The organism is Aeromonas bestiarum, from assembly GCF_028751155.1.
Classification (GTDB): domain Bacteria; phylum Pseudomonadota; class Gammaproteobacteria; order Enterobacterales; family Aeromonadaceae; genus Aeromonas; species Aeromonas bestiarum.
Map to the genome: position 1 here is coordinate 3,461,952 of NZ_CP064746.1, position 26,379 is coordinate 3,488,330.

Genomic DNA, 26,379 nt, shown 5'->3' on the forward strand with positions numbered 1-26,379 from the left:
GGCGCTCATGATGCGTGAATGCCAACGACTTTACTAGCTGGCGGGCGCGTAGCGCCGCCAGATAATGTCATACTCATTTGTTGCTTTAAATTCAGCCAACTCCCGATTGAACGCCTTGACAAACGCGGGTGACAGCCGCTTCTTGCTGAACATGAAGAAGGTCGGTGCCTCATAGACGGGCATGGTGTGAGGCACGATCAGATCGGCCAGCCCCTCTTCTTTCAGACCCCAGGGGGTCGCCAGAATATCCCCGAGGAAACCGTCGATCCTGCCGAGCACCAGCTTGCCATAGTTTTGCCGATCGTTGACCACGCTGACCTGGGCCGCATAACGGCGCACCAGTTCGGCGGTTTCGGCACCATAGTAGTAGTCCTTGGTGACCCCCAGGGTGTGACCATTGGCCAGCCAGGTCGCCAGATCGGATTCGGAATAGGAGGATGACTTGCGGATCCAGAGCACGCTGCGCCCCGGGTTGTAGGCATCGGAGAACCAGGCGTAGCGGCCACGCTCGTCGTTGAAATAGGCCTCCATGGCGATATCGAGCGAGCCTTGTTCCAGGCCGTGCAACACCCGCTTCCAGGGCAGCTCGACATAGGTCGCCCGGCAGTCCAGACGCTTGAGCATGGCGTTGAGCGCCTCGACCGCAAAACCCTGCAGCACCTTGGGCGCGGTCGCCGTCGCACTGGCGTAATAGTGATAGGGGGGCCAGTTGTCGTAACCGACCCGCAATGGAGAGGGACACAGGCTGTTTGCCGACACCAGCGGGGTCAGCAACCAGAGCATCCAGCAACAGAGTTTCAGCTTCATGGGTCATCCTTGACTTGGCGATAGGTCATCATAAATCGGCCTTGGTAAAATGGCGACAGATCCTGCCACAGCGATCGCGACTGCCAGCACAGTGTCTGAACGGGCCCGCCGCGGCAGCAGGGACTCAGCCCGGAAATGAGCCCAGCCCCCGCGCGGCATGAGGCTGGATCAGGCGATAAAAAGGGCAAAGCAGGAACATTTGGAGCACTGACTGGAAAGGGGTTAATATGTGACCAAATATATTTTTGTGATCCACTATGCTTTTTTTGCAATTGGATTAGCATATGCGCGAAATCAGCCTACCAATCGTGAGGCGTAGAGAGTGATATGACGTACAAAAAGTTCGGTTTTCTGACGGCCATCATGGCCCTGAGTGGTTTCTACCTTTACACCCTCTATCTGGCTGCTCACCCCAACGTGAGCCTGGCCTACAAACTCTATTACCTGGAAGGCAAGACCCGCTTCTGGGAGCACAACTCCAGCATGACCTACCAGCCCGGCAACGAGCTCAATCTGACCAAGCCGAGCCGCTTCCTCTCCAGCGAAGGCTGGGCCAAGAAGCCGAGCGCGGACGGCACCGAACTCAGTGGCCAGGGTGGCCTCTACTTCGTGCTGCCAAGGCAACAGACACAACCCGAACAGCTGACCATCCAGGCCCGGGTCAACAGCCCGCAAGCCGGCGCACTGCTCAAGGTGGCACTGGGTCATGACTTTACCACCACCATCAAGCTGGCCAAGGCCGGTATCAACGAGATCCGGCTCAATCTGCCGGGCGAATCGCTGACATCGGATCCCAAGCGTCCCAACTTCCTGGCACTGTCCGCACCGACACCTCTCAATGTCCAGTCGGTACGTCTGACAGTCGCCCAGTAAGACGTATTATCCAATACGCTGTTTTATAAAATAATTTTCCAAATAAGGAAGTTTTCATGTCGCATGCCGATTTTCGACTCTCTCTGATCGTTCCCGTCTACAACGAGGAAGAGAGCATAGATGCCTTCATCAACGCGATAGATAACGAACTGGCGCCCCTCAAGGATCGGCTGGAGATAGTGTTCGTCAACGACGGCAGCCGTGACCGCACCCGTGAGGTGATCGAGCAGGCCATTACCCGCGATCCCCGGGTGACCCTGGTCAACCTGGCGCGCAACTTCGGCAAGGAAGCGGCCATGACCGCCGGCCTGCATCATGCCAAGGGCGACGCCATAGTGCCGATGGACGTGGATCTGCAGGATCCCCCTGCCCTGATCCTCGAATTCGTCAAGCTGTGGCAGACAGGTGACTATGACACCGTCTACGGCATCCGGGTGGATCGCAGCGCCGATACCCCGATGAAGCGCCTCACCGCCGGTGGCTTCTACCGTTTCTTCAACGCCCTCTCCACCAGCACCAAGCTGCCGGAGAACGCCGGTGACTTCCGCCTGATCGACCGCCGTGTGGTCGAGGCGATCAAGCAACTGCCGGAGCGCAACCGCTTCATGAAGGGGCTGTTTGCCTGGGCCGGCTTCCGTGCCGTCGGCGTGCCTTACGAGCGCCCCGCCCGTCACGCCGGTGAAACCAAGTTCAACTACTGGAAGCTGTGGAACTTCGCCCTCGACGGTCTGCTCAGCTTCTCCAGCTGGCCGCTGCGGGTGTGGAGCTACGTCGGTGTCGGCGTCTCCTTCGTCGCCTTCCTCTACATCCTCAAGATAGTGACCCAGGTGGTCTTCTTCGGCATAGACGTGCCGGGTTACGCCTCCCTGATGTCGGTGGTGCTCTTCCTCGGCGGCATCCAGCTGCTGTCGCTTGGCATCATAGGCGAGTACATAGGCCGTATGTTCGTGGAAGTGAAGCAACGCCCCGTCTACCTCATCGAAGGTGTGTACGGCCAGTATGCCAAGCAGGATGAAGCACAACCGCAGGACGGCGCAGCCACCGGCAGCAAGAAGATCGCAGGCAAGAAGGCGGCCACAGTGAAGGCCGCTGACGACCAGCAGGAGCAAGCGCCTCAATGATCTCCCGCGAGGAATTCTGGCGCCTGTTTCGGTTCGGTCTGGTCGGCGGGGGGGCAACCCTCGTCGACCTTGGCACCTCTATCGCGCTGTTCCACACCTGGCCTGCCATCTCTGAGCACTGGGTTACCACCATCGCCTTCATGATTGCCTTCTGGTTCTCATTCTTTGGCCATCGTTATATCACCTTCCAGAAACAGGGTGCCATCGGCAAATTTTTGCTGGTCGCACTCTTCTCGCTGGCGGTGAGAAACCTGATATTGAGCGGTCTGCTGTTTGCGGGTCTTTCCGGTCTGCTGCCTGTGGTGATCGCCACCCTGACAGTCACCGTGCTCACCTACCTCCTCTCCAGGATCTGGGTATTTGCCTGATGAATGACATGACAACTATGACCCCTGACAACGTGGGCCCCTACCGCCCGTCACTGCGCATCAGCAGCCGCGACTGGCTGATGATCATCGCCGCCTTCGTACTGAGCCGAGTAGCGCTCTATGGCATGGGCTATTTTGGCGTTCAGCTCTACGGCGCCACCGACATAGGTCCGCTGCAAGCCTACTGCCAGTTCGACTGCGTCTGGTTCCAGCGCATCATAGAGAACGGCTACGATCTCTACCCCCGCTGGCTCAGCAAGGGCAACGCGGCCAACTGGGCCTTCATGCCGCTCTACCCCATGCTGTCGGGCGCGCTCTCCAACCTGCTCAAGGTCGAGAGTCTTATCGGCCTGATGCTGGTGGCCAACATCGCCTTCTTCGCCAGCCTGCCGTTGATGCTGCTGGTGCTGCGTCAGCTCAAGCTGGGTGACGAGACAGCCCGCTTCGGCGTCTGGCTGCTCGCCTTCTCCCCCTTCTCCGCCTACTTCGTCTCCGGTTATACCGAGTCGATGTTCATGGCGCTGATGCTGGGGATGTTCCTGTTCGCCTATCGGGAACAGTGGCTGATGGTGGCCCTGCTCGGCGTCTTCATCTCGGGCACCCGCAACCTGGGGGTCATGATGGTGTTCCCCGTGCTGATCCTGGCCCTGCAGGCCTACGGCTGGCGCGAGTTCTTCCGCTTCACCGAGCGGGCCTTCAAGGTGGTGTTCACCCTCTGGATGATCCCGCTCGGCCTGTTTGCCTACATGGTCTACCTCTATCACCTCACCGGCGATGCGCTGGCCTTCAAGCACATTCAGGTGGCCTGGGGCCGTTACATGGACAGTCCGCTGGACTGGTGGCTGAGCGGCTTCGAGCTGGGGGGGCGCAAATCCTACCTCTCCATCATGGTGATGTTCGGCTGGGCCCTGAACCTCTATCTGTTCAGCCAGAAGCGCTGGGCCGAGGCGACCCTGATGTTCATCTGCTGCACCATACCGCTGATGACAGGCCTCAACGCCATGCCGCGCTACATGTTCGGCCTCTATCCGACCATGCTGGCCATTGTCCTGCTGACCCATCGCTGGCCTGCCATTCGCCCGGCCGTGCTCTGCGTCAGCGGCATGGTGGCCTCCTTCATCGCGGTGGCCTTCGTCAACTTCAAGTTCTTCACCGTTTGATGTAATCACTTGCACCAAAAAAGCCGGTCGACTGACCGGCTTTTTTTATGGCTGCCGTTCCGGTGTCACACTTTGCCATTTCTGAAAACGTAACCATTTGAACTGAGGTCACAAATCGGCGCTTTGCCTGTCCATGCCCGCCACCATGCCCCCTAGAATGAGCCCCATTGACGGAATCTGGTCCGCTTACCCCTGCTCAAGGAATGGCTTATGCGTCGCGCTCCCCGCTTCTCTCCCCTCTGGCTCGCCCTGCTGGCCGGCCCCCTGTTGACCGGCCAGGTGCTGGCCGCCCCCGAGGTGCATCTCTATGTGGATGGCAAAGCGGTCGCCACGCCGCTGCGTCTGGACAAGGGCCCGGTGGAGCTGACCCATACCCTCGCCAAGGGCAGCCACCAGATCCGGATCAGCGACCCGGACAGCAGCTGCGGCACCAGCTTCGGCCCGAGCGAGAGCAAGCCACTCCCCTTCGGTACGGCGCAACCCATGGACAAATGCACCAAGGATCAAAGCTTTACCCTGCGGGTGATGCTGGCGGGGGACTATCAGTTCACCTTCAACCCGGCTACCCCCAGCCTCAAGGTCTTGCGGGCCACCAAGAAGAGTGAGTTCAAGCGCCAGCCCCCCGAGGAGCCCTGCATCCAGTGGGATGGCGGCCCCGTCACCGTCTCGCTCAAGGGGGTCTGGCCCGACGGCACCCGGCTGCGGGATGCCTATTCCAGACAGGAGGCTCTGGTCAAGGGGGGCAAGCTGACCCTGACCCCGACCAAAGAGAGCGGCGGCCTGATGCTGCTCGAACCGGTCAAGGCGGCCAAGCCGGAACCCTTCAGCTGGGATCAGGCCAGCGTCTATTTCCTGCTGACCGACCGCTTCAACAACGGCGACCCGGCCAACGACCACAGTTTCGGCCGCCAGAAGGATGGCCAGGACGAGGTGGCCACCTGGCACGGCGGCGACTTCAAGGGCTTGACCGAGAAGCTCGACTACATCAAGAACCTCGGCATGAACGCCATCTGGATCACCCCCATGGTGGAGCAGGTGCACGGTTTCATCGGCGGCGGCGAGCAGGGCAACTTCCCCTTCTACGCCTACCACGGCTACTGGGCACTCGACTTCACCAAAATCGATCCCAACTACGGCGACGAGGAGAGCCTGAAAACCCTGGTGGACGAGGCCCACAAGCGCGGCATGCGGATAATACTGGACGTGGTGATGAACCACGCCGGTTACGCCACCCTGGCCGACCTGCAGGATCTGGGGCTCACCGATCTGACCCAGAACAGTGGCAAATTGCCGACCCGCTGGAACGAGTGGCGGCCGAGCGGCGGCCTCAACTGGCATGGCTACAACCAGTTTATCGACTACCAATCGAGCGATTGGAGCAAGTGGTGGGGCCCTGACTGGGTGCGGGCCGGCCTGCCCGGTTATCCGCAACCGGGGACCGACGACGTCACCGGCACAGTGGCGGGGTTACCCGATTTTCTGACCGAATCAACCAAATCGGTGGGGCTGCCGCCGCTGCTGGCAGCGAAGCAGGACACCAGGGCCAAGCCACTGCCCAATGCCAGCGTCAGCGATTACCTCATTGCCTGGCACACCGACTGGGTGCGCCGCTTCGGCATAGACGGCTTTCGGGCCGACACAGTCAAGCACCTGGAGCCCGCCGTCTGGGCCAGGCTCAAGCAGGCAGGCACGGCGGCGCTCAAGGAGTGGAAACAGGCCAACCCGACCAAGGCGCTGGATGACCTGCCCTTCTACATGGTGGGCGAGGTGTGGGATCACGGGGTCGCCAAGGATTTCTGGTACCAGAATGGCTTCGATTCACTGATCAACTTCGACTACCAGCGCGAGTTCGCCCTACCCCAGGCCCAGTGCATGGCGGGCAGCGATCCCACCTATGCCAGCTACGCCAGCCGCATCAACCAGGATCCTGAGTTCAACGTGCTGAGCTACATCAGCTCCCACGACACCAAGCTGTTCTTCGGCGACTATCAGGACGTGCCGCTGCAGCGGCGGGTGGCCAACAGCTTCATGCTGCTGCCGGGCGGCATCCAGCTCTACTACGGGGACGAGTCTGGCCGGGGTCTGGCCAAGGATGGCGGCGTGTTCGATCAGAGCGTGCGATCTGACATGAACTGGCAGGAGCTGGCCAGTGGCGACAAGGCCGAGCTGGTCAAGCACTGGCAGCGACTCGGCCAGTTCCGCGCCGCGCACCCGGCGGTGGCGGCAGGCAGCCACAAGAAGCTGTCCGATGCGCCCTACAGCTTTGTGCGGGAGAAGGGGAACGACAAGGTGGTGGTGGTGTTTGCCGGTCGGCAGAAATAACGTCTGGACCAGATTAGCCACAAGAGAGAGGGGGACAAGTGGCTCCCCTCTTCATGTCAGTCATCGAACATTCCACTGGGTCGTCTTACGCCGGCTGACGGGCCGCCACCGGCCACTGCAGCCGCACCTTGACCAGCAGCGCCTGCCACAGGGGCCAGGCCAGCAAGGCCTGTTGATAGACGCCGGCCTGACCGGGCAGCTGGATGCCGTAGCTGGCCAGTCGATAAGCCATCACCCCGTAGAAAGCATCTATGATACCCGCCTCGCCGAAGTAGAAAGGCCCCCTCGCCTGAGACCAGATGGTCTGCAAGCGCGCCAGCTCGCCTATGGCCTCCACCGGCGGCTCGCTGCGGGTCGGCGCCCCCAGGAAGAAGGGCAGCTGGCTGCGGATCTGGCCAAAGCCCGCGTGCAGTTCGGCGCACAGGCTGCGGGCCAGTGCCCGTTCGGCGCGGGAAGCTGGATAGAGCTGGCGCTCTGGACAGAGCTCGTGCAGGTATTCGGCGATGGCCAGCGAGTCGTGTATCCGCACGCCATCGTGATCCAGCCAGGGCACCAGGCCGGCGGGCCCCACGCGCTTGAGCCGCGCCAACGCCTTGGCATCTTCCAGATCAAACACCTGCTCCTGCCACTCCAGTCCGCTCATGGCGAGCACCAGCGCGGCGCGCATCGCCCAGGTGGAGCCAGTGCCCACCGTCAATACCAAGGATCCCATCTCTTGCCTCCTGCATGGGTTGCTCATGACCATCCCATCTGCCCCAATGGCACGACATCCGACGGTCGCTTCACATTTGCACGCCTGCGGGTTTGACCCCCTCGGGGAGCGATGCTAGTTTGATTTTCCAAAACAATCAGTTAGCAACAATGTGAGCAATGGATAGCCAATTTACCATCGTCATCGCAGATGACCACCCCCTGTTTCGGGGCGCCCTCTATCAAGCGGTGCACATGGCCATCAACGACGCCCAGCTGCTGGAGGCGGACTCCATCGACAGCCTGACCAGCCTGCTGGGGGAACACCCTGAGGTGGACCTGTTGCTGCTCGATCTCAAGATGCCGGGCGCCAACGGCTTCTCCGGCCTCGCCCACCTGCGCGGCCAGCACCCGGATCTGCCCATAGTCGTGGTCTCCGCCTCGGAGGATCCCGCCATCATCCAGCAGGTGTTGCGGCTCGGTGCACTGGGCTTCATCCCCAAATCCGTGCCCATGAAGGAGCTGGTCAACGCCCTCAATACGGTGATCGGGGGGGATAACTGGGTGCCGGCCGGCATCTCGCTGCATCCAGAGTCCGAAGATGGCCCCGATTTCGCCAGCAAGCTCGCCAGCCTCACCCCCCAGCAATACAAGGTGCTGGTGATGTTGCGCGATGGCAGCCTCAACAAGCAGATCGCCTGGGAGCTCAACGTCTCCGAGGCCACTATCAAGGCCCATATCACCGCCATCTTCCGCAAGCTCGGCGTCAAGAATCGTACTCAGGCGGTGATAGCCCTGCAGCAGATGGATATCAAGGACGACTGACCCTTTTATCGCCATCAAGGCCCATATCCACTCCCGCCTTTCGCAAGCTCGGCGTCAAGAATCGTACCCAGGCGGTGATAGCCCTGCAGCAGATGGATATCAAGGACGACTGACCCCGCTCATCTCGTCTTGCATGAGGATCCGCCGCTCGACAAATAGCACGGTCGTACTTTATGCTGCAGGGCCAACGAGGAGAGTGCGATGAGCAAGGGCCGGTTGACCCGCGACAACATTTTGCAGACTGCATTTGAGCAGGCGAGCCAGCAGGGGCTGGAGAGCCTCACCATAGGCTCCCTTGCCTGCGCCTGCGAGATGTCCAAGAGCGGCCTCTTTGCTCACTTCCAATCCCGCGACAACCTGCAGATCGCCGTGCTGGAGTACGCCGCCGAGGTGTTTCGGGAACGGGTGATCCAGCCGGTACGCCAGCAGCAGCACGGCAACCAGCAGGAGAAGCTGATCGCCCTGCTGCAGGCCTGGCTGGCCTGGAACCAGAGCTTCGCCGGCCGCTGCATGTTCCTCGATGCCTGGACCTCGGCCCAGGAGGGCGAGGTGCAGCAGGCTGCACGCAAGCTGGTACGCTTCTGGCTCGACTACCTGGCCCGCCAGGTGGTGCAGGGTCAGGCGCAGGGGGAGTGGCGCGGCGACATGGATCCCTGGCGCGCCGTCTACCGACTGTACGGCCTCTATCTGGGGGATCAGGTGTTCAACGCGCTGGACTTGTGTCAGGATCCGGCCCGCCACTTCTGGCCCGAAGTGGAGGATCTGCTGACCAGCTGGCGCTGATTTTCAACTGCCCTTTTAAAAACCCACAAAAAAGCACGACCGTTCGAACATAAAACAGACAGGAGCATCATGAGCAGCAAGATCTACTTCAACACCCGCCGCTTCAGCCCGAGCAAGTGGCTGCTGGGGCTCGGCACCCGGTTGCACCACAGACTCGCCCCGGCCCACGCCAGACGCACCGCCAGCAAGCTGTTGCTCACCCCCCAGCGCAACCAGCGGGACGCGGCGGCGCCTGCGGGCCTGGTCAAACAGGCCGTTCACACCAGCGAAGGTGTGCTGATGAGCTACCGGCTCGGCCAGGGACCTGTCTGGCTGCTGATGCACGGCTGGTCCGGCAGCGCCAGCCAGTTCTATCCGTTGATGAGTCACATCGCCGCCCAGGGCTTTACCGCCATCGCCTATGATCATCCGGCTCACGGCCACAGCGCCGGCCATACCGGCCACCTGCCCCGCTTCGTGCGCGCCTTCGACGAGCTGGTGGCCAAACTGAGCGACGAGTCTGGCCCCATCCAGGGGCTCATAGCCCACAGCATGGGGGGCGCTGTCACCCTCTCCAGCAGGGTGCCAGGCCTGGACCGGCTGCCGCTGCTGCTCATCTCGCCCGTGCTCGACTATGTGCCCCAGCTCTACGGCATGGTGGCACGCTCCGGCTACTCCATCCGGCTGTTCGATGCCGTGGTGAAAGAGATAGAGCAGGAGTACCAGCACCCTCTCAGCACTGTCGATCCGCTGGGACGCCTCGCCAGCCGCGCAGGGGCCACCACCATAGTGCACGACGAGGAGGACAGGTTTGCCCCCCACGACGACTCCCTGCGAGCAAGCCGGGACGGCCGCACCCGGCTGGTCAGCACCCGCGGCCTCGGTCACGGTCGCATCCTCGCCAGCGCCCCCGTGTTTGCCGCCTTCGATCGGCTGAACACGTCGCAGACGGCCGGATGACAGGGGTCGAAACCAGCCTGCAAAAAAATGGTGAGCAACCCTGTTTTTATATTCGATACAGCGCCTTATAGTTAAATTGCTCGGTGGCAACACCCCCAGTGGCAAGCATAAGGCGCAGTATCATGAGCAGGGTGTACTGCTGCCGCCAACAACATAAGGGGTAGCGTCATGGCCAGACCCAACACAGCTCTTCTGTTAACCGGTGGTGGTGCTCGCGCCGCCTATCAGGTCGGGGCCCTCAAGGCCATCGCCGAGTTTTATCCCCGCAATCTCGGCATTCCCTTTCCCATACTATGCGGTACCTCGGCCGGCGCCATCAATGTCACCGCACTGGCCTGTTATGCCTCCTGTTTTCATCTGGGGGTACGCAAGCTGGAGTGGGTCTGGCGCCGCTTCGAGACCCATCACATCTTTGACTTTCATCCCGGTAGATTGTTGTGGCGGCTGATGTACGAGGGCTCGGCAGGCCTCATCAATCCCCACACCAACCACGCCTTTCACCTGTTCGACAACGCGCCGCTGCGCCGCCTGCTGGATCAGCTCATCGACTACCACCGCATCGATGACAACATCCTCTACGGCAGCCTGGAGGCGCTCGCCATCACGGCGTCCGATTACGATGACGGCCTCTCCACCACCTTCTTCCAGGGGCGGGCCGAACACCTGCCATGGGAGCGGGCCAGACGGCGCGGGGTGCGTACCCTGCTCACCTCGGATCACCTGCTGGCCTCCTCGGCGCTGCCGTTTGTCTTTCCCGCGACCCATATAGGCGACAAATTCTACGGCGATGGCTCCATCCACCAGCTCAGCCCGCTCAGCCCCGCCATCCACCTGGGGGCGGAGCGGATCCTGCTGATCACCCTGGATCCGCCGGCCCACTCGGCGCCGACCTTTCATCACGGTCACCTGACCAGCTCCAACATCGCCAGCCACTTGCTGGACACCGTCTTCACCGACACCCTCAACTCGGATCTTGAGCGGCTGTGGCGCATCAACCAGACCCTGGATCTCATTCCTGAGCGGGAGCGCAACCGTTTGAAATTGAAGCGGGTGGAGACCTGCGTGCTGAAGCCGAGCGAGGATCTCGACATCATGGCGCTGAACTATTTGCGCAAGCTGCCGGTGCACCTGCGCCGCCTGCTGCGGGTGCTGGGGGTCACGGGGGATGAGACCAGCAGCCTGGCCAGTTTCCTGATGTTCTACCCCGGCTATTGCCAACAGCTGATCAAGCTGGGCTACCGGGACACCCTCAATGAGCGCCAGCGGGTCGAACAGTTTCTGGGCATAGAGCAGATGGCGCGGGAGGAGGCATGAACCGCAGCCAACCCGGGGGACAGCCGGGCTAACGCCCCTCCAGCAGCCGCTGCTCGGCCTGCTCCATCGCCACCGCATTGCCAAACAGCACCAGCCGATCCCCAACCGCCAGCGTCAGCTCGGGTCTGGGCTCCAGGCTCTGCTCGCCGCGCTGCACCTCCTTGATCCGCACCTCCTCCAGTGCCAGCGCCTGCACAGTGCGCCCCACAGCCCAGGCCTGATCGTGCAGCAGCACGGGATGCAGTCGCTCGAGCAGCTGGTCCGTCTCCAGATTGCCGGCGCTCTGATCCCCCCAGTAGAAGCCGTGCAGGAAGCGATACTGGCTGCTGCGCTCATGCTCCATGCGCCGGATCACCCGGCCTATGGGGACGTTGCAGTTGAGCAGCAGGTGCGAGACCAGCATCAGGGCCCCCTCCTGGGATTCGGGGATCACCTCATGGGCACCCGCCTGCTTGAAGGCCTCCAGAAAGCTGTCATCCCGGGTGCGCACCAGCACCCTGACATCCACCGCCAGCTCCCTGATCAGCGCCAGCATGGCCTCGACCCGCTTGCGATCGTCGAAGGTGATGATCACCAGCCGGGCCCGCAACAGGCCGGCGGCCAGCAGGATATCGCGCCGGCTCGCATCGCCAAACGCCACCTGCTCCCCCGCCGACTTGGCCTCGCTCACCCGTTCGGGATCGAGATCCAGCGCCAGGAAGGGGATGTCTTCCAGCTTGAGGAAGCGGGCGCAGGTCTGCCCGGCCCGGCCGAAACCGGCGATGATGACGTGTTGATGCTTGCTGAGGCCCGACTGCGCCACCTCGGAGCGGGAGAGCAGGGTCGAGTCGATGAGCGAGCGGGCCAGACCGTGGGCCCGCTGCACCAGCCAGGGGGTCATGGCGATGGAGGTCACCCCTATGCCGATGAGCAGGGAGATCAGCTGATGGTCGAGCAGGCCGTGGTGATTGGCCAGCGCCAGCAGCACGAAGCCAAACTCGCCGACCTGGCTCAGCATGATCCCCGTCGCCATGGCATCGCGCTTGCGCTCCCCCATCAGGCGTCCGGCCAGCAGCACCAGCAGGGATTTGATCAAGATGAGGCCGAGCACGCTGAGGATCACCTGCCACCAGGCCCGTGCCACCAGCTGCCAGTCCATGGTCATGCCGATGGTGATGAAGAAGAGCCCCATCAACACGTCTCGAAACGGCCGTATGTCCACCTCCAGCTGGTGGCGATAGTGGGATTCGCCCAGCATCATGCCCGCCAGAAACGCCCCCAGCGCCATGGAGAGCCCCATCCACTGGGTCAGCGAGGCGGCCAGCAGCGCCACCAGCAGGGCGCTCAACACGAACAGCTCGTCGGATCGGGCCCGCGCCACCTCGTGAAACAGCAGCGGCAGCAGCCACTTGCCCACCGCCAGCAGGCTGAACAGGGCGAACAGCCCCTTGAGGGTGGCCCAGGCTATCTCCGCCAGCAGGGCGCCGCCCTGGATCTCGGGCCTGGCCAGTATGGGGATCATCACCAGCAGTGGCACTACCGCCAGATCCTGAAACAGCAGCACACTCACCCCGAGCTGGGCCCGGCGGGTGTGCAGCTGTTTTTGCTCTCCCAGCTGCTTGATCACCACGGCGGTGGAGGAGAGCGCCAGGGTGCCCGCGACCACCAGCGCCTGCGGCAGGCTCAGCCCCCACCACCACGCGAGCCAGAAGAACAGCGAGGAGGTGAACAATACCTGCAAACCGCCCACCCCCAGCACCAGCATCCGCATGGCGATCAGCCGCGGCAGCGAGAACTCCAGCCCGAGCGAGAACATCAAAAAGACGATGCCGAGCTCGGCTATGGTCTGCATGATCGCCTGCCCCGTGATCACGGCGGCGCCATAGGGGCCGAGCACTACCCCGGCGAGCAGGTAGGCGAGGATCACCGGCTGGCCGAGGCGCCGGAAAATCGCCACCAGCAAGACGGCGGCAAACAGCAGGATCAAGACGTCTGTATACAATTTTCCCTCCCTTTTTATCCACTTAAGCCTAGCCAGCCGCCCTTGTTCACATCGAACATATTTTGGGCACAAGGATTGCATGGAAGTGGCAGGAAGTAGGATGTATGAGGGCTGTACCGTGGAAAACGCATCGTCATTGAATGGCTTGGGGCATGGCATAGAGCAGTGGGTTCGCCAGATGGAGCGGCTCACGCCGCTGGCCAGCCAGGATCGCAACCAGCTGCTCGAGCTCTTGCTGGTACAGACGGATCTCGACAGCCTGCTGGCAACCTTTGCCGATCGTGCGGCAAGAATTGTCCGAATACACAGCCTCTACTTCGATCACGCCCAGCCGCTTCGGCTGATCCAGCAACCGCCCCAGGCCAGCCTGACGCTGTACAGCTACCCGTTTGAACTGCGCGGCCAGCATGGCCAGCTGTTCGGCCAGCTGCACTACACCCTGGAACACGTCCTGAGCGGCAGCCAGCAGCGGATCCTGCAGCAGTACCATCAACTGCTCTGCATGCCCCTGCCCCTCTATCTGCGGCTGGCACAACTGGAGCAGCAGGTGCGGCTCGATCACCTGACCGGGCTCGGCAACCGCTCCTACTTCGATGAGGCCATAGGCCGCGCGGTGGAGCAGCACAGCCGGGAGTCTCACGGTCTGGTGCTGGTACTGCTGGATCTGGACCACTTCAAGCAGATCAACGACACCTGGGGCCACCCGATCGGCGATCTGGTGCTGAGCCGCTTCGCCCAATTGCTCAAGAGCTGCATCCGCAGCACGGATCAGGCGTTTCGCCTCGGTGGCGACGAATTTGCGCTGCTGCTGCAACCCGCCGAGCCCGAGGCCTGGCGCCCCGTCTGGCTGCGGCTGCAACACATGCTGATGACCCACAAGGAGCTCAGCACCTTCTCGGTCGGCTGCAGCCTGGGGGCCGCCAGCTGGCAATCCGGGGTGGCGGTCCACAGCCTGTACGAGGCGGCGGACGCTCACCTCTACGCCCGCAAAAAAGCGGGCAAGGCCGGCCTGCTGGATTGAAGCTGTCAGGGGACGAGTGCAAAAAAGCCGGCAATGCCGGCTTTTTTGTCTTGATGGCGAACCCGATTCACTCAGGGATCCAGCTGTCCGCCGCTGGCAGCCAGTGCCACTCCAGACCAGCGGCTCGCGTCATGAATCCGTCACAGATAAAGAGTCCGGCCACCGCCGCTACCTGCTCGCCGTAATAGAGGATGGGGATGCGCCCCCGCTGCCAGGAGGGCACCCCATACTCTTGCAGCAACTTCTTGAAGCGCCGACTGCCGCTGCGCCCCACGGGTTTGAGCATGATCCCGGGCGTCACCTGAAAACGCACCGACATTGGCTCCCGCGCGGTGGGCAACCTCAACCCCTCACCGCCTTGGCGCAGCGCTAGCTGCACCTGTCCCAGCCCGTCCGGCAAGGCGACCGACTCGCCAACCGCCACCGCCAGCTGCGCGTGACAGGGCGCCAGCCCAGGCTTGACCAGATGGAGCCGGCCCTGAAAGCGGCGGCAATCCAGACTCTTCAAGCTGAACTGCGGATTGGCATCCTCGCGCGCCAGCGCCACCTCCTGCCACAGCAGAGCCAGCTGATCCCGGGAGGGCATCTCGCCCCCCAGCCGGCGGATCCAGTAGCGCAGCAGGTTGTTGCGCCGGGTCACCGAGAGCCCGTGCAACGGCTCGATATTCAGGGCACTCCCCTCACCGGCCAGCCGCCAGTCCGCTTCGGCCAGCTCGGTCAGCAGCGTCTCCTGCTCGGCGCACAGCGCCATGCTGCGGGCGGCAGTGCGGGCCATGGCGGGCCAGCGCGCCTTGAGCTGCGGGATCAGCGTCTGGCGCAGGAAGTTGCGGTCATAGCTCACATCCTGATTGCTCTCATCCTCCACCCAGCCGTAAGGAAGCGATTGGGCCACCTCGGCCAACTCGGCCCGGCTGACCTCAAGCAAGGGGCGCAGCAGCAGGCCGGCCGCAAACGGCTGACTCGGCAGTATGCCCGCCAGGCCGCGCACGCCGGCGCCACGCTTGAGGGCCAGCAGCAGTGTCTCCAGCTGATCGTCCTGATGATGGGCGGTGAGCAGCCACTCCCCGGCCCCCAGGCCGGCGGCCAGCCGCTGATAGCGGGCCTCCCTGGCCTGGGCCTCCAGGCTCTCGCCATTGCCACGTACCAGCTGCACCCGCTCGACCATGAGCGGCACCGCCAGTTGCTGACACACGGCTTCACAATGGGCTACCCAGGCATCGGCATGAGGGCTCAGGCCGTGATGCACGTGCAGGGCGCGCAGCACCAGCCCCTGCTCGCGGGCAAACTGCGCCGCCAGCACCAGCAACACGGTGGAATCGAGCCCGCCACTGAAGGCAACCAACAGGCCCCGGGAACCTTCCGGCGCGGGCAGGGTCTGACAAAAACGAGAATAAATACGAGAAATCATAGGCTTCCCCAAAACGACCAGGCCGATCTTAGCAGAGTCGGGCTTATCAAGCTGCAACCCGACTGTTAGAGTGAAGAACTGCCCTGTTTGGGCCAGGAAGCTGAATAACCCGAATTGGAATCCAACAAGATGAACAATAAAAAAAGCATGCTGGCCGGCCTCATCGGACTGGCCCTGCTGGCCGGTTGTAGTCAGGCGCCGGACACAGCAGACAAACACTCCGGCCTCGCGCTGGCCAACATGGACACCCGGGTCAAACCCGGTGACGACTTCTTCCGCTACGTGAACGGCCACTGGCTGGCCACCGCCAAGATCCCGGACGACAGGCCCGCCGACGGTGCCTTTTACATGCTGCGGGACAAGTCGCTGGCGGACGTGCGGGTGCTGGTCGAGGGGCTCGACGGCAAGGCGGCGGCAGGCACCCCGGCCCAGCAGATCCACGATCTCTACCAGAGCTATCTGGATCAGGGCAGCCGGGATGCCAAGGGCACCACGCCGCTGCTGCCCCTGCTGAGCGAGATCGATCAGATCCGCGATCGGAGCGGGCTGGCCCGGGCCTTTGCCCAGAGCGGTCGCACTGGCGGCGGCGCCCCGTTCGGCTTCTGGATCGACGCAGATGCCAAGGCACCGGACAGCTATGCGGTCTACCTCTATCAATCCGGGCTCAGCCTGCCGGATCGGGATTACTACCTCAAAACCGACCCCAACAGCCAGGCGCTGCGGCAGAAATACGAGCAGCACATCGCCGGCATGCTGACCCGTTTCGGTGAGGCGGATGCCAAGGCCAAGGCCCAGCGCATCCTGGCCCTTGAGACCAAACTCGCCCAGATCCAGTGGGACAACGTGGCCCTGCGGGATCGGGAGAAGAACTACAACAAGGCGCCCCAGAGCGAACTCAAGCGCCTCGCTCCGCATATCGACTGGGATGGCTACCTGGATCAGGCCGGCCTCGCCGGTCAGAGCAGCCTGGTCATAGGCCAGCCGAGTTATCTCGCCGCCCTCGATGGCCTGATGCAGCAGACCCCGATCGGTGACTGGCAAGCCTACCTCAAGTGGCAGCTCATCACGGATTACGCCCCCTATCTCGACAGCCAGACCGACGCCCAGAACTTCGCCTTCTTTGGCACCACCCTGAGCGGCACACCCAAGCAACGCGCCCCCTGGGAGCGCGCCCTCGGCGTGCTGGACGATCACCTGGGCGAGGCGGTGGGCCAGCTCTACGTGGAGCGCTACTTCCCGCCCCAGGCCAAGACCCGCATGGAGCAGCTGGTGGAGAACCTGCGCACCGCCTACGGCCAGAGCATTCAGGAGCTGGACTGGATGTCGCCGGCCACCAAGACCCAGGCGCTGGAGAAGCTGGCCAAGTTCAGGCCCAAGATCGGCTACCCGGACAAGTGGAAGGATTACAGCGCCATCGAGATCCGCCAGGGCGATCTGCTGGGCAACCTGCAGCGGGCCCACGCCTTCGAGTATGCCGACAACCTGGCACGCCTCGGCAAGCCGGTAGACAGAGACGAATGGCACATGTCGCCGCAGACGGTGAACGCCTACTACAACCCGAGCAACAACGAGATCGTCTTCCCGGCCGCCATACTGCAGCCCCCCTTCTTCGACCTGACGGCGGATGATGCGGTCAACTACGGCGCCATCGGCGGGGTGATCGGCCACGAGATGGGCCACGGTTTCGATGATCAGGGAGCCAAGTCCGACGGCGACGGCCTGATGCGCGACTGGTGGACGCCGCAGGATCTCAAGGAGTTCCGCTTCCGTACCAGCCGGCTGGTGGCCCAGTACAACCGCTTCGAGCCCATCAATGGCCAGTTCGTCAACGGCCAGTTCACCCTGGGGGAGAACATAGGCGATCTGGGTGGCCTCACCATAGCCCACAAGGCCTACGAGCTGTCGCTCAAGGGCGAGCAGGCCCCCGTGCTGGACGGCTTCACCGGCGAGCAGCGCTTCTTCCTCGGCTGGGCCCAGGTGTGGAAGGGCATGTATCGCCCCGAGCTGATGCAGATGCTGCTCGCCTCGGATCCCCACTCTCCGCCCGAGTACAGGGTCAACGGCGTGGTGCCCAACATCCCCGCCTTCTACGAGGCGTTCAACATACAGCCGGGTGACAAGCTCTATCTGGCCCCGGCCAAACGGGTCAAGATCTGGTAATGACCGCCTCCGGCGAGGCAGAGAAAGAGAGCCGGGCAGAGGCATGCCCCGAACCCGGCCCACACATTCACATCCGTGACGGGCAGGCGTGCCGCCCGTCACCGCAGCAACAAGGGTCACAACGATGAAAGCCTTATTCATGACACTCGGCCTGCTCACCCTGCCACTGACTGGCCAGGCGGCGGAGGGATTCTTCAAACAGCTGACGCTGCCCTCCGGCCAGGTGATCACCGTCAGCGAGGGACGGGGTGAACCCGCCTCCATCGGCAGCTACGACGTGCGCCTCTACTCAGGCGCCAACCCCCAGTTCCCCCTCGATCAGTTCATCGACGGCAAGGTGCTGGCGCGCGATGGCACCATCAAGGAGCTCAAACTGCAGGATCTCAACGGTGACAAGCAGCCCGAGCTCATCGTCATCATGGAGAGCGCCGGCAGCGGCAGCTACCTGAGCGCCGACGCCTTCACCATACATCCGCAAGAGGGGCTCGACAGCTTCAACCACGTGGAAGAGCTGGCTCCCACGGAAGATGTGATCCAGGCGCTCAAGACCCCCCGCGATTAATTAATCACACGCATGAGGCAGCCCCGCAACGCGGGGCTGCCGCCTGGTCGGTGACAGACGCTGACATCCTTTCCCGCCTCCTTGCCGCCCGGCTAGGGGCCTGCGCCCCGATGGACGGTTATTTTTTCTGCGTTTATAATCGCCCCACCTTGCCACTGCGAAAAATAAGGAGGTAAAAAATGGTTATCCAAGCGTGTCCGATGTTCTCGGCTCGCCTGTTCGGCACATTCGCGTGCTCTTGCCTGCATACCATCGCGCTGCGATAGCGGGTTCGAGCAAAGCCGACTCCCTTCCAAACCGAGACCTTTCTCGACTCTGCCGTTGTCGCCAGCGCTTCTGATGACAGGGATCTTCGATCCCGAGATTTAAGAGAGCAAGAGCATGACAACCCTGATGAGTACCCATTCCCTGCAAATGAGTGCGGGGCACCTTCCGTTATTTGACAACCTGGACCTCAGCATCCGCAGCGGTGATCGCATTGGCCTCATAGGCGCCAATGGCTGTGGCAAGAGCACACTGCTCGCCCTGCTGGCCGGTCAGCGCCAGCCCCATGACGGACGCATACACAAGGCCACCCCCTGCCGCTGTGAATTCGTGGCCCAGCATCTGCCCGCGCAACTGCAAGCGCTCAGCACCCGCGCCGTGCTGCAGGATGCGCTGGCCAACGAGGCTGACCAGGCCTGGCAGGTGGACAAGATGCTGACCGAGCTGCAACTGGCCGAGCAGGCCGACCTCCCTGTCAGCGCGCTGAGCGGTGGCCAGCACACCCGCTTGCAGATAGGCCGCGCCCTGCTGCACCAGCCCAACCTCTTGCTGCTGGACGAACCCAGCAACCACCTGGATCTGCCCGCCCTGCTCTGGCTGGAACGCTTCCTGCTGGCGTGGCGTGGCGCCTTCGTGCTGGTCTCCCACGATGGTCGCCTGCTCGATCGGGTGACCCGCGAGACCCTGATCCTGCGGGATAGGCGGCTTCATCGCTTCGCCCTGCCCTGCAGTCAGGCCAGGGCGGCCCTGGCCGAAGAGGACGAACAAACCCGCCTGCGCCGGGCCGACGAGCAAAAAGAGATCGACCGCCTGAGCGCCAGCAGCAAGCGCCTCGCCATCTGGGGACGGGAGCATGACAACGAGAAGCTGGTGCGCCAGGCCAAGTCCATGGAGAAACGGGTGGCTAGGCTGCAGGAGGAGCAGAGCGTGGTCGGGGTGGACGCGCCCTGGCGCCTCGAACTGCACGGGCAGGCGCTGCCCGCCGATGCCCTGCTGCGACTCGACGCCCTCGACGTGCGCCCAGCCCCCGGTCTGCCGCCGCTGCTGCGGGCCGAGGATCTCTGGCTGCGCGCCGGCGACAGGGTCGCCCTGCTCGGCGCCAACGGCACGGGCAAGTCCTCCCTGCTGCGCCAGTGCTGGGGCGAGGTGTGCGACCAACGACCGGCTGAGGGCTGGTATCGCCACCCTGGCGCCAGCATCGCCTACTACGATCAGTCCCTGCAGCAGCTGGACGACCACGCCACCCTGACCGATGCCCTCTATCCGCTGGCACCTTTGCCGGAGGTGTCGCTACGCCAGGCACTGATCCGCGCGGGCTTCCCCTACTCCCGTCACGGTCAGCGCGTCGCGACCCTGAGCGGGGGCGAGCGGGCCAGACTGTTGTTTCTCGCCCTGTCGCTGGCGAGTCACCATCTGCTCTGGCTCGATGAACCCACCAACCATCTGGATCTGGCAGGCAAGGAGGAGCTGGCCGAGGCACTGACCGGCTTTGCCGGCGGCGTGCTGCTTGTCTCCCACGACCGGGATCTGATCGAGCGCAGCTGCAACCGCTTCTGGGTGATCAGGCAGGGCCGGATCCACGAGGCCCACAGCGCCGAGCGGGCCTATGCCGAACTGCTCGGCGATGCGCCCGATCGACCCGCCGCCGACGCCCAGGCCAATGAGGCCAGGGGGAAGGAGCCCATGCCGGAGCACGATGATGAGGCTCAACTGGCGCGCTGGTACGAGCTGGATGCCCTGCTTGCCGCCGATCTCGCCCGCAAGCCCAAACATCAAACCCCGCGCCTGCAACAGGGCTGGCGCGATGAGCTGGGCAGGCTTGCCGACTTGCTGGGTCTTTCCGAACCCTGAGACAAGCAGCGATCCACGCTTTTATTCCACCCTTTCACTCAACTCACGCGGCCGGCCACGGCTGGCCGCAAGGAGCACATTATGCCGTCACCACAACAACCCGGGATCAGGCTAGACCCCGTCATGGATGCCGACTTGCCCCACATCTACCGCGGTCTGTCGGATCCCAGGGTCATCGCCTGCTACGGCATCAGCTATGACACCATGGAGGCGTGCCAGGCCCAGATGCGCTGGTACGCCGAGATAGCGCAGTGCCAGAGCGGGACCTGGTTCCTGATCCGCTGCCAGCAAACCGGCGATCCCTTGGGGGCCATCGGCTACAACGATGCCGACCCGCAGCACAAACGGGCCGAGCTCGGCTACTGGCTCTATCCCGAGTACTGGGGCCAGGGGATCATGCAGGCGGCATTGCGGCAGTTTCTGGCCCTCGTCTACCGCACCACAGAGCTGCACCGCTTGCTGGCGGTGGTGGAGGAGCCAAACCTCCCCTCCGCTCGCCTGCTCGAGCGGGCCGGCTTTCGCTACGAGGGGACGGCTCGGGAATGCGAGTGGAAGGGGGAGCAGTTTATCTCCCTGCGGCACTACGCCCTGCTGCGCAGCGACCTGCCAGACGCGTGAGCACAACCGCATCTGATCGCCAGCAAAAAGCCCCGCACTGCGGGGCTTTTTATCGGGTCGGTTACTTGATGGCGCAGATGTTGTCGGTGGCCAGAGTGCGGCGACGTCTGCGCCGCCACAACGAGAAGCAGCCATACCCCAGAGTGAGCAGCACCGCATAGAGCACCTGGGAGGCGAGCGCCACCAGCACGGCGAGGCAGAGCAGCACGCTCAAGGCCGCCAGCCCCTTGCCCATGCCGCCGAGCAGGCGCCAGCCTGCCGCCATGCAGAGCAGATAGACCAGCACGAAGTTGCCGTTGGCGTAGCGGATCAGCTCATCGAGCGGCAGTCGCAGCCAGAGGATCAAGGTGATGGAGACGAGGCAAATGACGAGCACCCAGCACAGGGCATTGAGCGGCGCCCCCCTGGCCGAGAGGCGAGAGAGGGAGACTGGCAGTTTGCCCTCCCGCGCCATGCTCCAGATGAGGCGCGCAAATCCCTGCAGGTAGATGTTGATGCTGGCAAAGCAGGAGAGGTAGCCCAGAATGGCCACCAGCCACTTGGCGGTAGGGCCGAACAGCAGGGAGAGCAGGGCCGGGATGGCGGTGGCATTGGTCGCCTCGTCGCCATAGAGACCATATTTGAGCACCACCAGCGAGTGGACCCAGTAAATCAGCCCCGCCAGCAGCACGCCGCCGAGCAGGGCCAGCGGATAGTCCCGCTGTGGCCGCTTGAACTCCTCCCCCATGTGGGCGAAGGCTTCCAGCCCCACGAAGCACCAGAACATCACCGCCAGCGCCGTGCCCATGGCGGGCCACTCAGCTGCCGTCGGCAGTGGCTGGGCCGCGTCGCGCCAGCTGAGATCCCCCTTGAACCAGATGAGCAGGGTCAACCCCAATATGGCCAGGGCAATCAGCAACTGCAGGTTGCCGGAGGAGCGCGCCCCCCGCAGCCCGAGCAGAAACACCCCGAGCAGGGTCAGCAGCTGGATGGCCCACAGGGTCCACTCCCCCAGATCGAACAGCGCGTGCCAGAAGCCGGCGGCTATGGTGAGGGCCGCAGGCAAGCCCACCGGCAGCACAGCCAGGAACAGGAAGGCGGAGAAACGCTCGGCGCCGTTGCCAAAGGCGAGCCCGATGAGGTGCGGCGCCCCGCCCGCATGGGGATAACGGCGGCCGAGCCGGGCGAAGGTGAAGGCGATGGGCAGCACCAGCACTATGAGCAACACCCAGGCCCAGAGCGAGGCTCCCCCCGCCAGCGACGCCGCGGTCGCCGGCACCACGAAGATACCGGTACCCAGCAGTGAGGTGGCGAGCAGCCCCATTCCCTGCCAGAGCCCCAGCTCTTTTTTCAACGCAGACATATCCTTTTGTCCTGACTGGAAAAACACCCCGCCATGTTAGGCCTCCCCCGCCCCTTTGTTAAGCATCCGAGGAATGAATATGCAGACCTTTATTCAGCGTCCAATTCGGATTGGAGGGACTCGGCCAGAAAATCTCCCAGCAGGGCTATCTTGAGCACCTGACGCCGTGCAGCCGGGTAGATGAAGTAGAGGGTTTTGGCAGGGGTCTGATAGTGGCGGAGCAGGGGCAGCAGACGCCCCGTGGCGATATGCTCGCGCACCTGTTCGACTGGCTGCAAGGTGATGCCCGCCCCCGCCAGTGCCGCAGTCAACAGTGCCGGCCAGTGGTTGATGCGCAGGCGCGATGCCACCCGCACCTCCTCGACCCGACCATCCTGTCCGACAAACTGCCAGCGCTCGTGCTCCCCCCAATTGCCATGCAGGCACTGGTGACGGGCGAGATCGGCGGGATGGTCCGGTACGCCGTGACAGGCGAGATAGTCGGGAGCGGCGCAGAGGCGATGGTGTTGGCTCAGCAGCGGGCGGGCAATCAGCGCCTCATCCTGCGGGCGCAGGGTGCGAATGGCGGCGTCGAACCCCTCCTCCACCAGATCGACCCAGCGCGGGGTGAGTTGCAAGTCCACATCCAGCCTGGGGTAACGGTCGAGGAAGGCGGGCAGCAGCGGCACCAGCCGGTGGTGGCCAAAGCTGAGGGGGGCTGCGATGCGCAGCCGACCGGCGGGCTCGGCCAGCAGGTTCTGGGTGAGCGACTCGGTCAGTGTCATCTCCTCCAGCACCCGCTGGCAGCGGGCCAGAAAGAGCTGCCCCAGCTCGGTCAGAGTCTGCTGGCGGGTGGTCTTGTGAAACAGCTTGCCCCCCAGCCACAGCTCCAGTCCCTGTACATGTTTGCCCACCATCTGGGCACTGATCCCCTGTTCGTTCGCCACCGAGCTATAAGAGCCAAGCTCCACCACCCGGGTGAAGATGCGCATGCTGGTCAATCGATCCAAACACCCTCCTTTGCCCTTTTTCAAAGCAACCTGGCCCGCTACCAGGCCACTAATTCACAACAACCAGTTTAGTAAGAAATGGATTTTAGCCAATTTATTCAACTTTTAGTTACCAATACAGTGATGCAGTACCCTTCCCCACAGGATAATTTCCCATGAAAAGCACCTATCTGGCCGCACTGCTGGTCGGTCTGCTCACCACCGGCGCCAGCCAGGCTGCCGACAGCAGCGTTGTCAACACGCACCAGAGTGCCCCCGTCCCTGCTACTGCAACCCAGGCACAGCCCGATATCTTCCGCGTCAGCCTGCTCGGCACCGGCACTCCTGTGCCCCAGATCAGTCGCGGCGGCTACAGTACGCTCATCGAGGCGGGTAGCCAGAAGCTGGTGTTCGATTTTGGCCGCAACTCCGCCACCCGCCTGTGGCAACTGCATATCCCCATCGGCCGGGTCAACGCCTTCTTCCTCACCCACTTTCACTCAGACCACACCAACGGGCTGGCGGATCTCTGGCTGACCGGCTGGCTGCAACCAGCCTATGGCCAGCGCCACGTACCGATGGAACTCTACGGCCCCAAGGGCACCACAGCCCTCGCTCATGGTCTGCAACAGGCCTACGCCACCGACATCGCCACCCGGGTCAAGGATGAGGGAACGCCGCTGGACGGGGTGAAGATCAACAGCCACGAGGTGACCGCCGGAGTGATTTACGACAAGGACGGGGTCAAGGTGACCGCCTTTGACAACGACCACGGGGTCAACATCAAACCGTCCTTCGGCTATCGCATCGACTACCACGGCCACAGCGTGGTGCTCTCCGGCGATACCCGCTACAGCCCGGAGGTGGTGAAGCAGGCCGAAGGGGCCGATCTGCTGGTGCACTGCGTCTCCATGACCTCTGATGACCAGATGAAGGCCAACCCGGGCTACAAGGCGATCGCCGGTCACCTCGCGTCCCCCAAGCAGGCGGCTCGTGTCATGAACGAGGCTAAACCGGCACTGACGGTGTTCAGCCACATCGGTCTCAACGGCCAGATCAGGGTCAAGGACTTGGCGCAGGAGCTACGCGCCCACTACGCGGGCCCCTTCGTCATCGGTAATGACCTGATGCAGATTGACCTGCCCACCTCGGCTGCCAGCAAGGGCTTTGCCCTCTGGCAATCGGAAAATATCGACAACAAATAGCCATAAAAAAAGCCGCCTCTTTCGAGGCGGCTTCTTCTTTCAACAGACTAACCGGAGTTATCAGGCAATCAGCTTGTAGATGATGCCGGACATGGCGATCAGGCCAATCAGGGTCACGAAGCCGTTGCTGATGTTGCCAGCGTATTTGCGCATGGCAGGTACCTTGGTGATGGCGTACATCGGCATCAGGAACAGCAGCATGGCGATGATGGGGCCGCCCAGATCTTCGATCATGCCGAGGATGCTCGGGTTGATGGTGGCAATCGCCCAGGTGGTCAGGATCATGAAGACCGCGGTCACCTTGTTCAGCTGCTTGGAATCAACCTTCTTGCCTTTTTCACGCAGCGCCTTGGCCATCAGACCATTCATGCCTTCCTGTGCACCCAGGTAGTGACCCAGGAAGGACTTGCTGATGGCGACCATGGCGATCAGCGGAGCCGCAGTGGCGATGAAGGCGTTGTCGAAGTGGTTGGCCAGGTAGGACAGAATGGTGATGTTCTGTTCTTTGGCGGCAGCCAGGTCAGCCGGGGAGAGGCTCAGTACGCAGCTGAACACGAAGAACATGACGGTCATGACCATCATGACGTGGGCACCCAGCAGTATGTTGCCGCACTTCTTCTCAGCGCCTTCACCGTAACGACCCTTGTTGTCCACCGCGAAGGAGGAGATGATCGGGGAGTGGTTGAAGGAGAACACCATTACCGGAATTGCCAGCCACAGGGTCTTGATGAAGTCACCGTTGAAGGCGTCAGACAGTGCCGGCGCTTCTGTGATGATGGCACCGTTCCAATGCGGGATCAGGTAGAGCGCCAGGCCCATCAGGGTCAGCACGAACGGGAACACCAGTACGCTCATCGCCTTGACGATGAACTGGCCGCCGAGGCGAACGATCGCCATCAGACCCAGGATCAGCGCCAGCGACAGGATGGCACGGGGAGGTGCAGTCATGCCCAGCTGGTGAACCATCAGGCTCTCGACCGTGTTGGTGATGGCAACCGAGTACATCAGCAGGATCGGGTAGATGGCAAAGAAGTAGAGCAGGGTGATGAACTTGCCTGCGGTCTTGCCGAAGTGCTCTTCCACGACTTCGGTGATGTCACCGTCGCGAGTGGAGCCGGACAGCACGAAGCGGGTCAGGCCGCGGTGTGCGAAGAAGGTCAACGGCAGGGCCAGGATGGCCATGGCCAGCAGCGGCCACAGTCCACCTACACCGGCGTTGATCGGCAGGAAGAGGACGCCGGCACCGATGGCGGTACCGTACAGGCCCAGCATCCAGACCAGGTCGGCCTTGTTGATGCCACGGGAAGACGCGTTACTGGCTAAGCTGCCTTCAACTGCAATGTTCATGTCAGACATAGGGGTGTTCCTGTCATCAAGGAAAATAGAAAAAATCTAGTCAACCGGGCGCAATGCCCTGTTCCATCTCCCTGGAACTCCTGCAGTCCATCCCTGTTATTCTCATCCCACCGACTCGGCAACTTGCTCGCCACTCCATGTAGCAACCAAACTGCAACAAACAGGTCTGTGGGTCATCAGCCCGAGGGCCGCAAGCACGTCAACCGTTACAACTCATTAACGCACCTTTGTTCTGATGAGCTGACTCTAATTAAATCCCCTTACCGAGCACAGTGTTTTTTTGAATTAATCAACCAAAGTTTGACTGGAATCGCCTTTCTGGCGTCAGAGATCACGTTGCCAGCCCAATTTTGTGAACAACCATTAACAATTCCAGGTAGTTTCACCCGTATCTATATCCTTTGGGGTACAACAAACTGCTTACATTTGCCTGTTTGTTGC

Annotated in this window: 22 protein-coding genes; 15 read left to right on the plus strand and 7 right to left on the minus strand. The window is 62.6% G+C overall.

Annotation, left to right across the window (positions count from 1 at the left end; genetic code table 11):
- Positions 1-33: 33 nt before the first annotated feature.
- A complete protein-coding gene (locus IU367_RS15965) occupies positions 34-807 on the minus strand; it encodes a substrate-binding periplasmic protein (protein WP_043554804.1) in 774 nt (257 codons plus the stop codon).
- 327 nt (positions 808-1,134) lie between these two features.
- Between IU367_RS15965 and IU367_RS15970 the strand changes: the two genes are divergently transcribed.
- The 5 genes from IU367_RS15970 to IU367_RS15990 all read left to right on the plus strand — a co-directional run bounded on the left by IU367_RS15970 (position 1,135) and on the right by IU367_RS15990 (position 6,651).
- Entirely contained in the window at positions 1,135-1,680 is a 546-nt protein-coding gene (locus IU367_RS15970; RefSeq protein WP_274452420.1) for a hypothetical protein, read from the plus strand.
- A 56-nt stretch (positions 1,681-1,736) separates the two neighbouring features.
- Positions 1,737-2,801, plus strand: a complete 1,065-nt coding sequence (locus tag IU367_RS15975) for a glycosyltransferase family 2 protein (protein WP_274452421.1) — start codon at positions 1,737-1,739, stop codon at positions 2,799-2,801.
- The gene (locus IU367_RS15980) at positions 2,798-3,169 is read left to right on the plus strand and encodes a GtrA family protein (RefSeq protein ID WP_042867228.1); all 372 of its coding nucleotides are present in this window, start codon (positions 2,798-2,800) and stop codon (positions 3,167-3,169) included. The genes IU367_RS15975 and IU367_RS15980 overlap by 4 nt, the downstream gene beginning before the upstream one ends.
- A complete protein-coding gene (locus IU367_RS15985; protein WP_043134523.1) occupies positions 3,169-4,329 on the plus strand; it encodes a membrane protein in 1,161 nt (386 codons plus the stop codon). The genes IU367_RS15980 and IU367_RS15985 overlap by 1 nt, the downstream gene beginning before the upstream one ends.
- Positions 4,330-4,539: 210 nt before the next feature.
- Complete coding sequence (locus tag IU367_RS15990; protein ID WP_274452422.1) at positions 4,540-6,651, plus strand: alpha-amylase; 2,112 nt, start codon at positions 4,540-4,542, stop codon at positions 6,649-6,651.
- An 85-nt stretch (positions 6,652-6,736) separates the two neighbouring features.
- Here the strand turns inward: IU367_RS15990 and IU367_RS15995 are convergent, their stop codons facing one another.
- Positions 6,737-7,363 (minus strand): glutathione S-transferase, encoded by a 627-nt coding sequence (locus IU367_RS15995; RefSeq protein ID WP_274452423.1) that lies wholly within the window; start codon positions 7,361-7,363, stop codon positions 6,737-6,739.
- Between the two features lie 158 nt (positions 7,364-7,521).
- Between IU367_RS15995 and IU367_RS16000 the strand changes: the two genes are divergently transcribed.
- From IU367_RS16000 to IU367_RS16020, 4 genes are all read left to right on the plus strand, one after another.
- Positions 7,522-8,166, plus strand: coding sequence for a response regulator transcription factor (locus IU367_RS16000; RefSeq protein ID WP_042867224.1), 645 nt, complete (start codon positions 7,522-7,524; stop codon positions 8,164-8,166).
- A gap of 201 nt (positions 8,167-8,367) precedes the next feature.
- Entirely contained in the window at positions 8,368-8,949 is a 582-nt protein-coding gene (locus IU367_RS16010; protein WP_103471382.1) for a TetR/AcrR family transcriptional regulator, read from the plus strand.
- A 69-nt stretch (positions 8,950-9,018) separates the two neighbouring features.
- Entirely contained in the window at positions 9,019-9,888 is an 870-nt protein-coding gene (locus tag IU367_RS16015; RefSeq protein WP_274452424.1) for an alpha/beta hydrolase, read from the plus strand.
- 168 nt (positions 9,889-10,056) lie between these two features.
- Positions 10,057-11,202 (plus strand): patatin-like phospholipase family protein, encoded by a 1,146-nt coding sequence (locus IU367_RS16020; RefSeq protein ID WP_043134513.1) that lies wholly within the window; start codon positions 10,057-10,059, stop codon positions 11,200-11,202.
- A gap of 28 nt (positions 11,203-11,230) precedes the next feature.
- Here IU367_RS16020 and IU367_RS16025 read toward each other — a convergent pair whose 3' ends face one another.
- The gene (locus tag IU367_RS16025) at positions 11,231-13,183 is read right to left on the minus strand and encodes a cation:proton antiporter domain-containing protein (RefSeq protein ID WP_274452425.1); all 1,953 of its coding nucleotides are present in this window, start codon (positions 13,181-13,183) and stop codon (positions 11,231-11,233) included.
- A 100-nt stretch (positions 13,184-13,283) separates the two neighbouring features.
- On the opposite strand from IU367_RS16025, the gene IU367_RS16030 reads away from it, so the two are divergent.
- Positions 13,284-14,204 carry a GGDEF domain-containing protein gene (locus IU367_RS16030; protein ID WP_274452426.1) on the plus strand — a complete coding sequence of 307 codons (921 nt, stop codon included), beginning with the start codon at positions 13,284-13,286 and terminating at the stop codon, positions 14,202-14,204.
- A gap of 67 nt (positions 14,205-14,271) precedes the next feature.
- Here IU367_RS16030 and tilS read toward each other — a convergent pair whose 3' ends face one another.
- Positions 14,272-15,612 (minus strand): tRNA lysidine(34) synthetase TilS, encoded by a 1,341-nt coding sequence (tilS, locus tag IU367_RS16035; protein ID WP_274452427.1) that lies wholly within the window; start codon positions 15,610-15,612, stop codon positions 14,272-14,274.
- 129 nt (positions 15,613-15,741) lie between these two features.
- On the opposite strand from tilS, the gene IU367_RS16040 reads away from it, so the two are divergent.
- The 4 genes from IU367_RS16040 (at position 15,742) to IU367_RS16055 (ending at position 21,067) form a co-directional block, all read left to right on the plus strand.
- Positions 15,742-17,772: a M13 family metallopeptidase gene (locus IU367_RS16040; RefSeq protein ID WP_274452428.1), complete on the plus strand. Its 2,031-nt coding sequence runs from the start codon at positions 15,742-15,744 to the stop codon at positions 17,770-17,772.
- Between the two features lie 124 nt (positions 17,773-17,896).
- A complete protein-coding gene (locus tag IU367_RS16045; protein WP_043134506.1) occupies positions 17,897-18,334 on the plus strand; it encodes a PliI family lysozyme inhibitor of I-type lysozyme in 438 nt (145 codons plus the stop codon).
- A 381-nt stretch (positions 18,335-18,715) separates the two neighbouring features.
- Positions 18,716-20,449, plus strand: a complete 1,734-nt coding sequence (locus IU367_RS16050) for an ABC-F family ATP-binding cassette domain-containing protein (protein WP_274452429.1) — start codon at positions 18,716-18,718, stop codon at positions 20,447-20,449.
- A gap of 81 nt (positions 20,450-20,530) precedes the next feature.
- On the plus strand, positions 20,531-21,067 hold the full coding sequence (locus IU367_RS16055; RefSeq protein WP_274452430.1) for a GNAT family N-acetyltransferase: 537 nt from the start codon (positions 20,531-20,533) through the stop codon (positions 21,065-21,067).
- 61 nt (positions 21,068-21,128) lie between these two features.
- On the opposite strand, the gene yjeH is transcribed toward IU367_RS16055, so the two are convergent.
- Together yjeH and IU367_RS16065 are read right to left on the minus strand one after the other, a co-directional pair.
- The gene (gene yjeH / locus IU367_RS16060) at positions 21,129-22,409 is read right to left on the minus strand and encodes an L-methionine/branched-chain amino acid transporter (protein ID WP_274452431.1); all 1,281 of its coding nucleotides are present in this window, start codon (positions 22,407-22,409) and stop codon (positions 21,129-21,131) included.
- An 89-nt stretch (positions 22,410-22,498) separates the two neighbouring features.
- Positions 22,499-23,398, minus strand: a complete 900-nt coding sequence (locus tag IU367_RS16065) for a LysR family transcriptional regulator (RefSeq protein WP_274452432.1) — start codon at positions 23,396-23,398, stop codon at positions 22,499-22,501.
- A 155-nt stretch (positions 23,399-23,553) separates the two neighbouring features.
- On the opposite strand from IU367_RS16065, the gene IU367_RS16070 reads away from it, so the two are divergent.
- On the plus strand, positions 23,554-24,582 hold the full coding sequence (locus tag IU367_RS16070) for an MBL fold metallo-hydrolase (protein WP_274452433.1): 1,029 nt from the start codon (positions 23,554-23,556) through the stop codon (positions 24,580-24,582).
- A gap of 60 nt (positions 24,583-24,642) precedes the next feature.
- Here the strand turns inward: IU367_RS16070 and IU367_RS16075 are convergent, their stop codons facing one another.
- The gene (locus IU367_RS16075) at positions 24,643-25,938 is read right to left on the minus strand and encodes an HAAAP family serine/threonine permease (RefSeq protein WP_274452434.1); all 1,296 of its coding nucleotides are present in this window, start codon (positions 25,936-25,938) and stop codon (positions 24,643-24,645) included.
- Between the last annotated feature and the right edge of the window lie 441 nt (positions 25,939-26,379).

Excerpts from the sequence above, each read along its gene's own strand:
- IU367_RS15965 (WP_043554804.1), bottom strand. The coding sequence starts at position 807 with ATGAAGCTGAAACTCTGTTGCTGGATGCTCTGGTTGCTGACCCCGCTG.
- IU367_RS15970 (WP_274452420.1), top strand. The coding sequence starts at position 1,135 with ATGACGTACAAAAAGTTCGGTTTTCTGACGGCCATCATGGCCCTGAGT.
- IU367_RS15975 (WP_274452421.1), top strand. The coding sequence starts at position 1,737 with ATGTCGCATGCCGATTTTCGACTCTCTCTGATCGTTCCCGTCTACAAC.
- IU367_RS15980 (WP_042867228.1), top strand. The coding sequence starts at position 2,798 with ATGATCTCCCGCGAGGAATTCTGGCGCCTGTTTCGGTTCGGTCTGGTC.
- IU367_RS15985 (WP_043134523.1), top strand. The coding sequence starts at position 3,169 with ATGAATGACATGACAACTATGACCCCTGACAACGTGGGCCCCTACCGC.
- IU367_RS15990 (WP_274452422.1), top strand. The coding sequence starts at position 4,540 with ATGCGTCGCGCTCCCCGCTTCTCTCCCCTCTGGCTCGCCCTGCTGGCC.
- IU367_RS15995 (WP_274452423.1), bottom strand. The coding sequence starts at position 7,363 with ATGGGATCCTTGGTATTGACGGTGGGCACTGGCTCCACCTGGGCGATG.
- IU367_RS16000 (WP_042867224.1), top strand. The coding sequence starts at position 7,522 with ATGGATAGCCAATTTACCATCGTCATCGCAGATGACCACCCCCTGTTT.
- IU367_RS16010 (WP_103471382.1), top strand. The coding sequence starts at position 8,368 with ATGAGCAAGGGCCGGTTGACCCGCGACAACATTTTGCAGACTGCATTT.
- IU367_RS16015 (WP_274452424.1), top strand. The coding sequence starts at position 9,019 with ATGAGCAGCAAGATCTACTTCAACACCCGCCGCTTCAGCCCGAGCAAG.
- IU367_RS16020 (WP_043134513.1), top strand. The coding sequence starts at position 10,057 with ATGGCCAGACCCAACACAGCTCTTCTGTTAACCGGTGGTGGTGCTCGC.
- IU367_RS16030 (WP_274452426.1), top strand. The coding sequence starts at position 13,284 with ATGTATGAGGGCTGTACCGTGGAAAACGCATCGTCATTGAATGGCTTG.
- tilS (WP_274452427.1), bottom strand. The coding sequence starts at position 15,612 with ATGATTTCTCGTATTTATTCTCGTTTTTGTCAGACCCTGCCCGCGCCG.
- IU367_RS16040 (WP_274452428.1), top strand. The coding sequence starts at position 15,742 with ATGAACAATAAAAAAAGCATGCTGGCCGGCCTCATCGGACTGGCCCTG.
- IU367_RS16045 (WP_043134506.1), top strand. The coding sequence starts at position 17,897 with ATGAAAGCCTTATTCATGACACTCGGCCTGCTCACCCTGCCACTGACT.
- IU367_RS16050 (WP_274452429.1), top strand. The coding sequence starts at position 18,716 with ATGACAACCCTGATGAGTACCCATTCCCTGCAAATGAGTGCGGGGCAC.
- IU367_RS16055 (WP_274452430.1), top strand. The coding sequence starts at position 20,531 with ATGCCGTCACCACAACAACCCGGGATCAGGCTAGACCCCGTCATGGAT.
- yjeH (WP_274452431.1), bottom strand. The coding sequence starts at position 22,409 with ATGTCTGCGTTGAAAAAAGAGCTGGGGCTCTGGCAGGGAATGGGGCTG.
- IU367_RS16070 (WP_274452433.1), top strand. The coding sequence starts at position 23,554 with ATGAAAAGCACCTATCTGGCCGCACTGCTGGTCGGTCTGCTCACCACC.
- IU367_RS16075 (WP_274452434.1), bottom strand. The coding sequence starts at position 25,938 with ATGTCTGACATGAACATTGCAGTTGAAGGCAGCTTAGCCAGTAACGCG.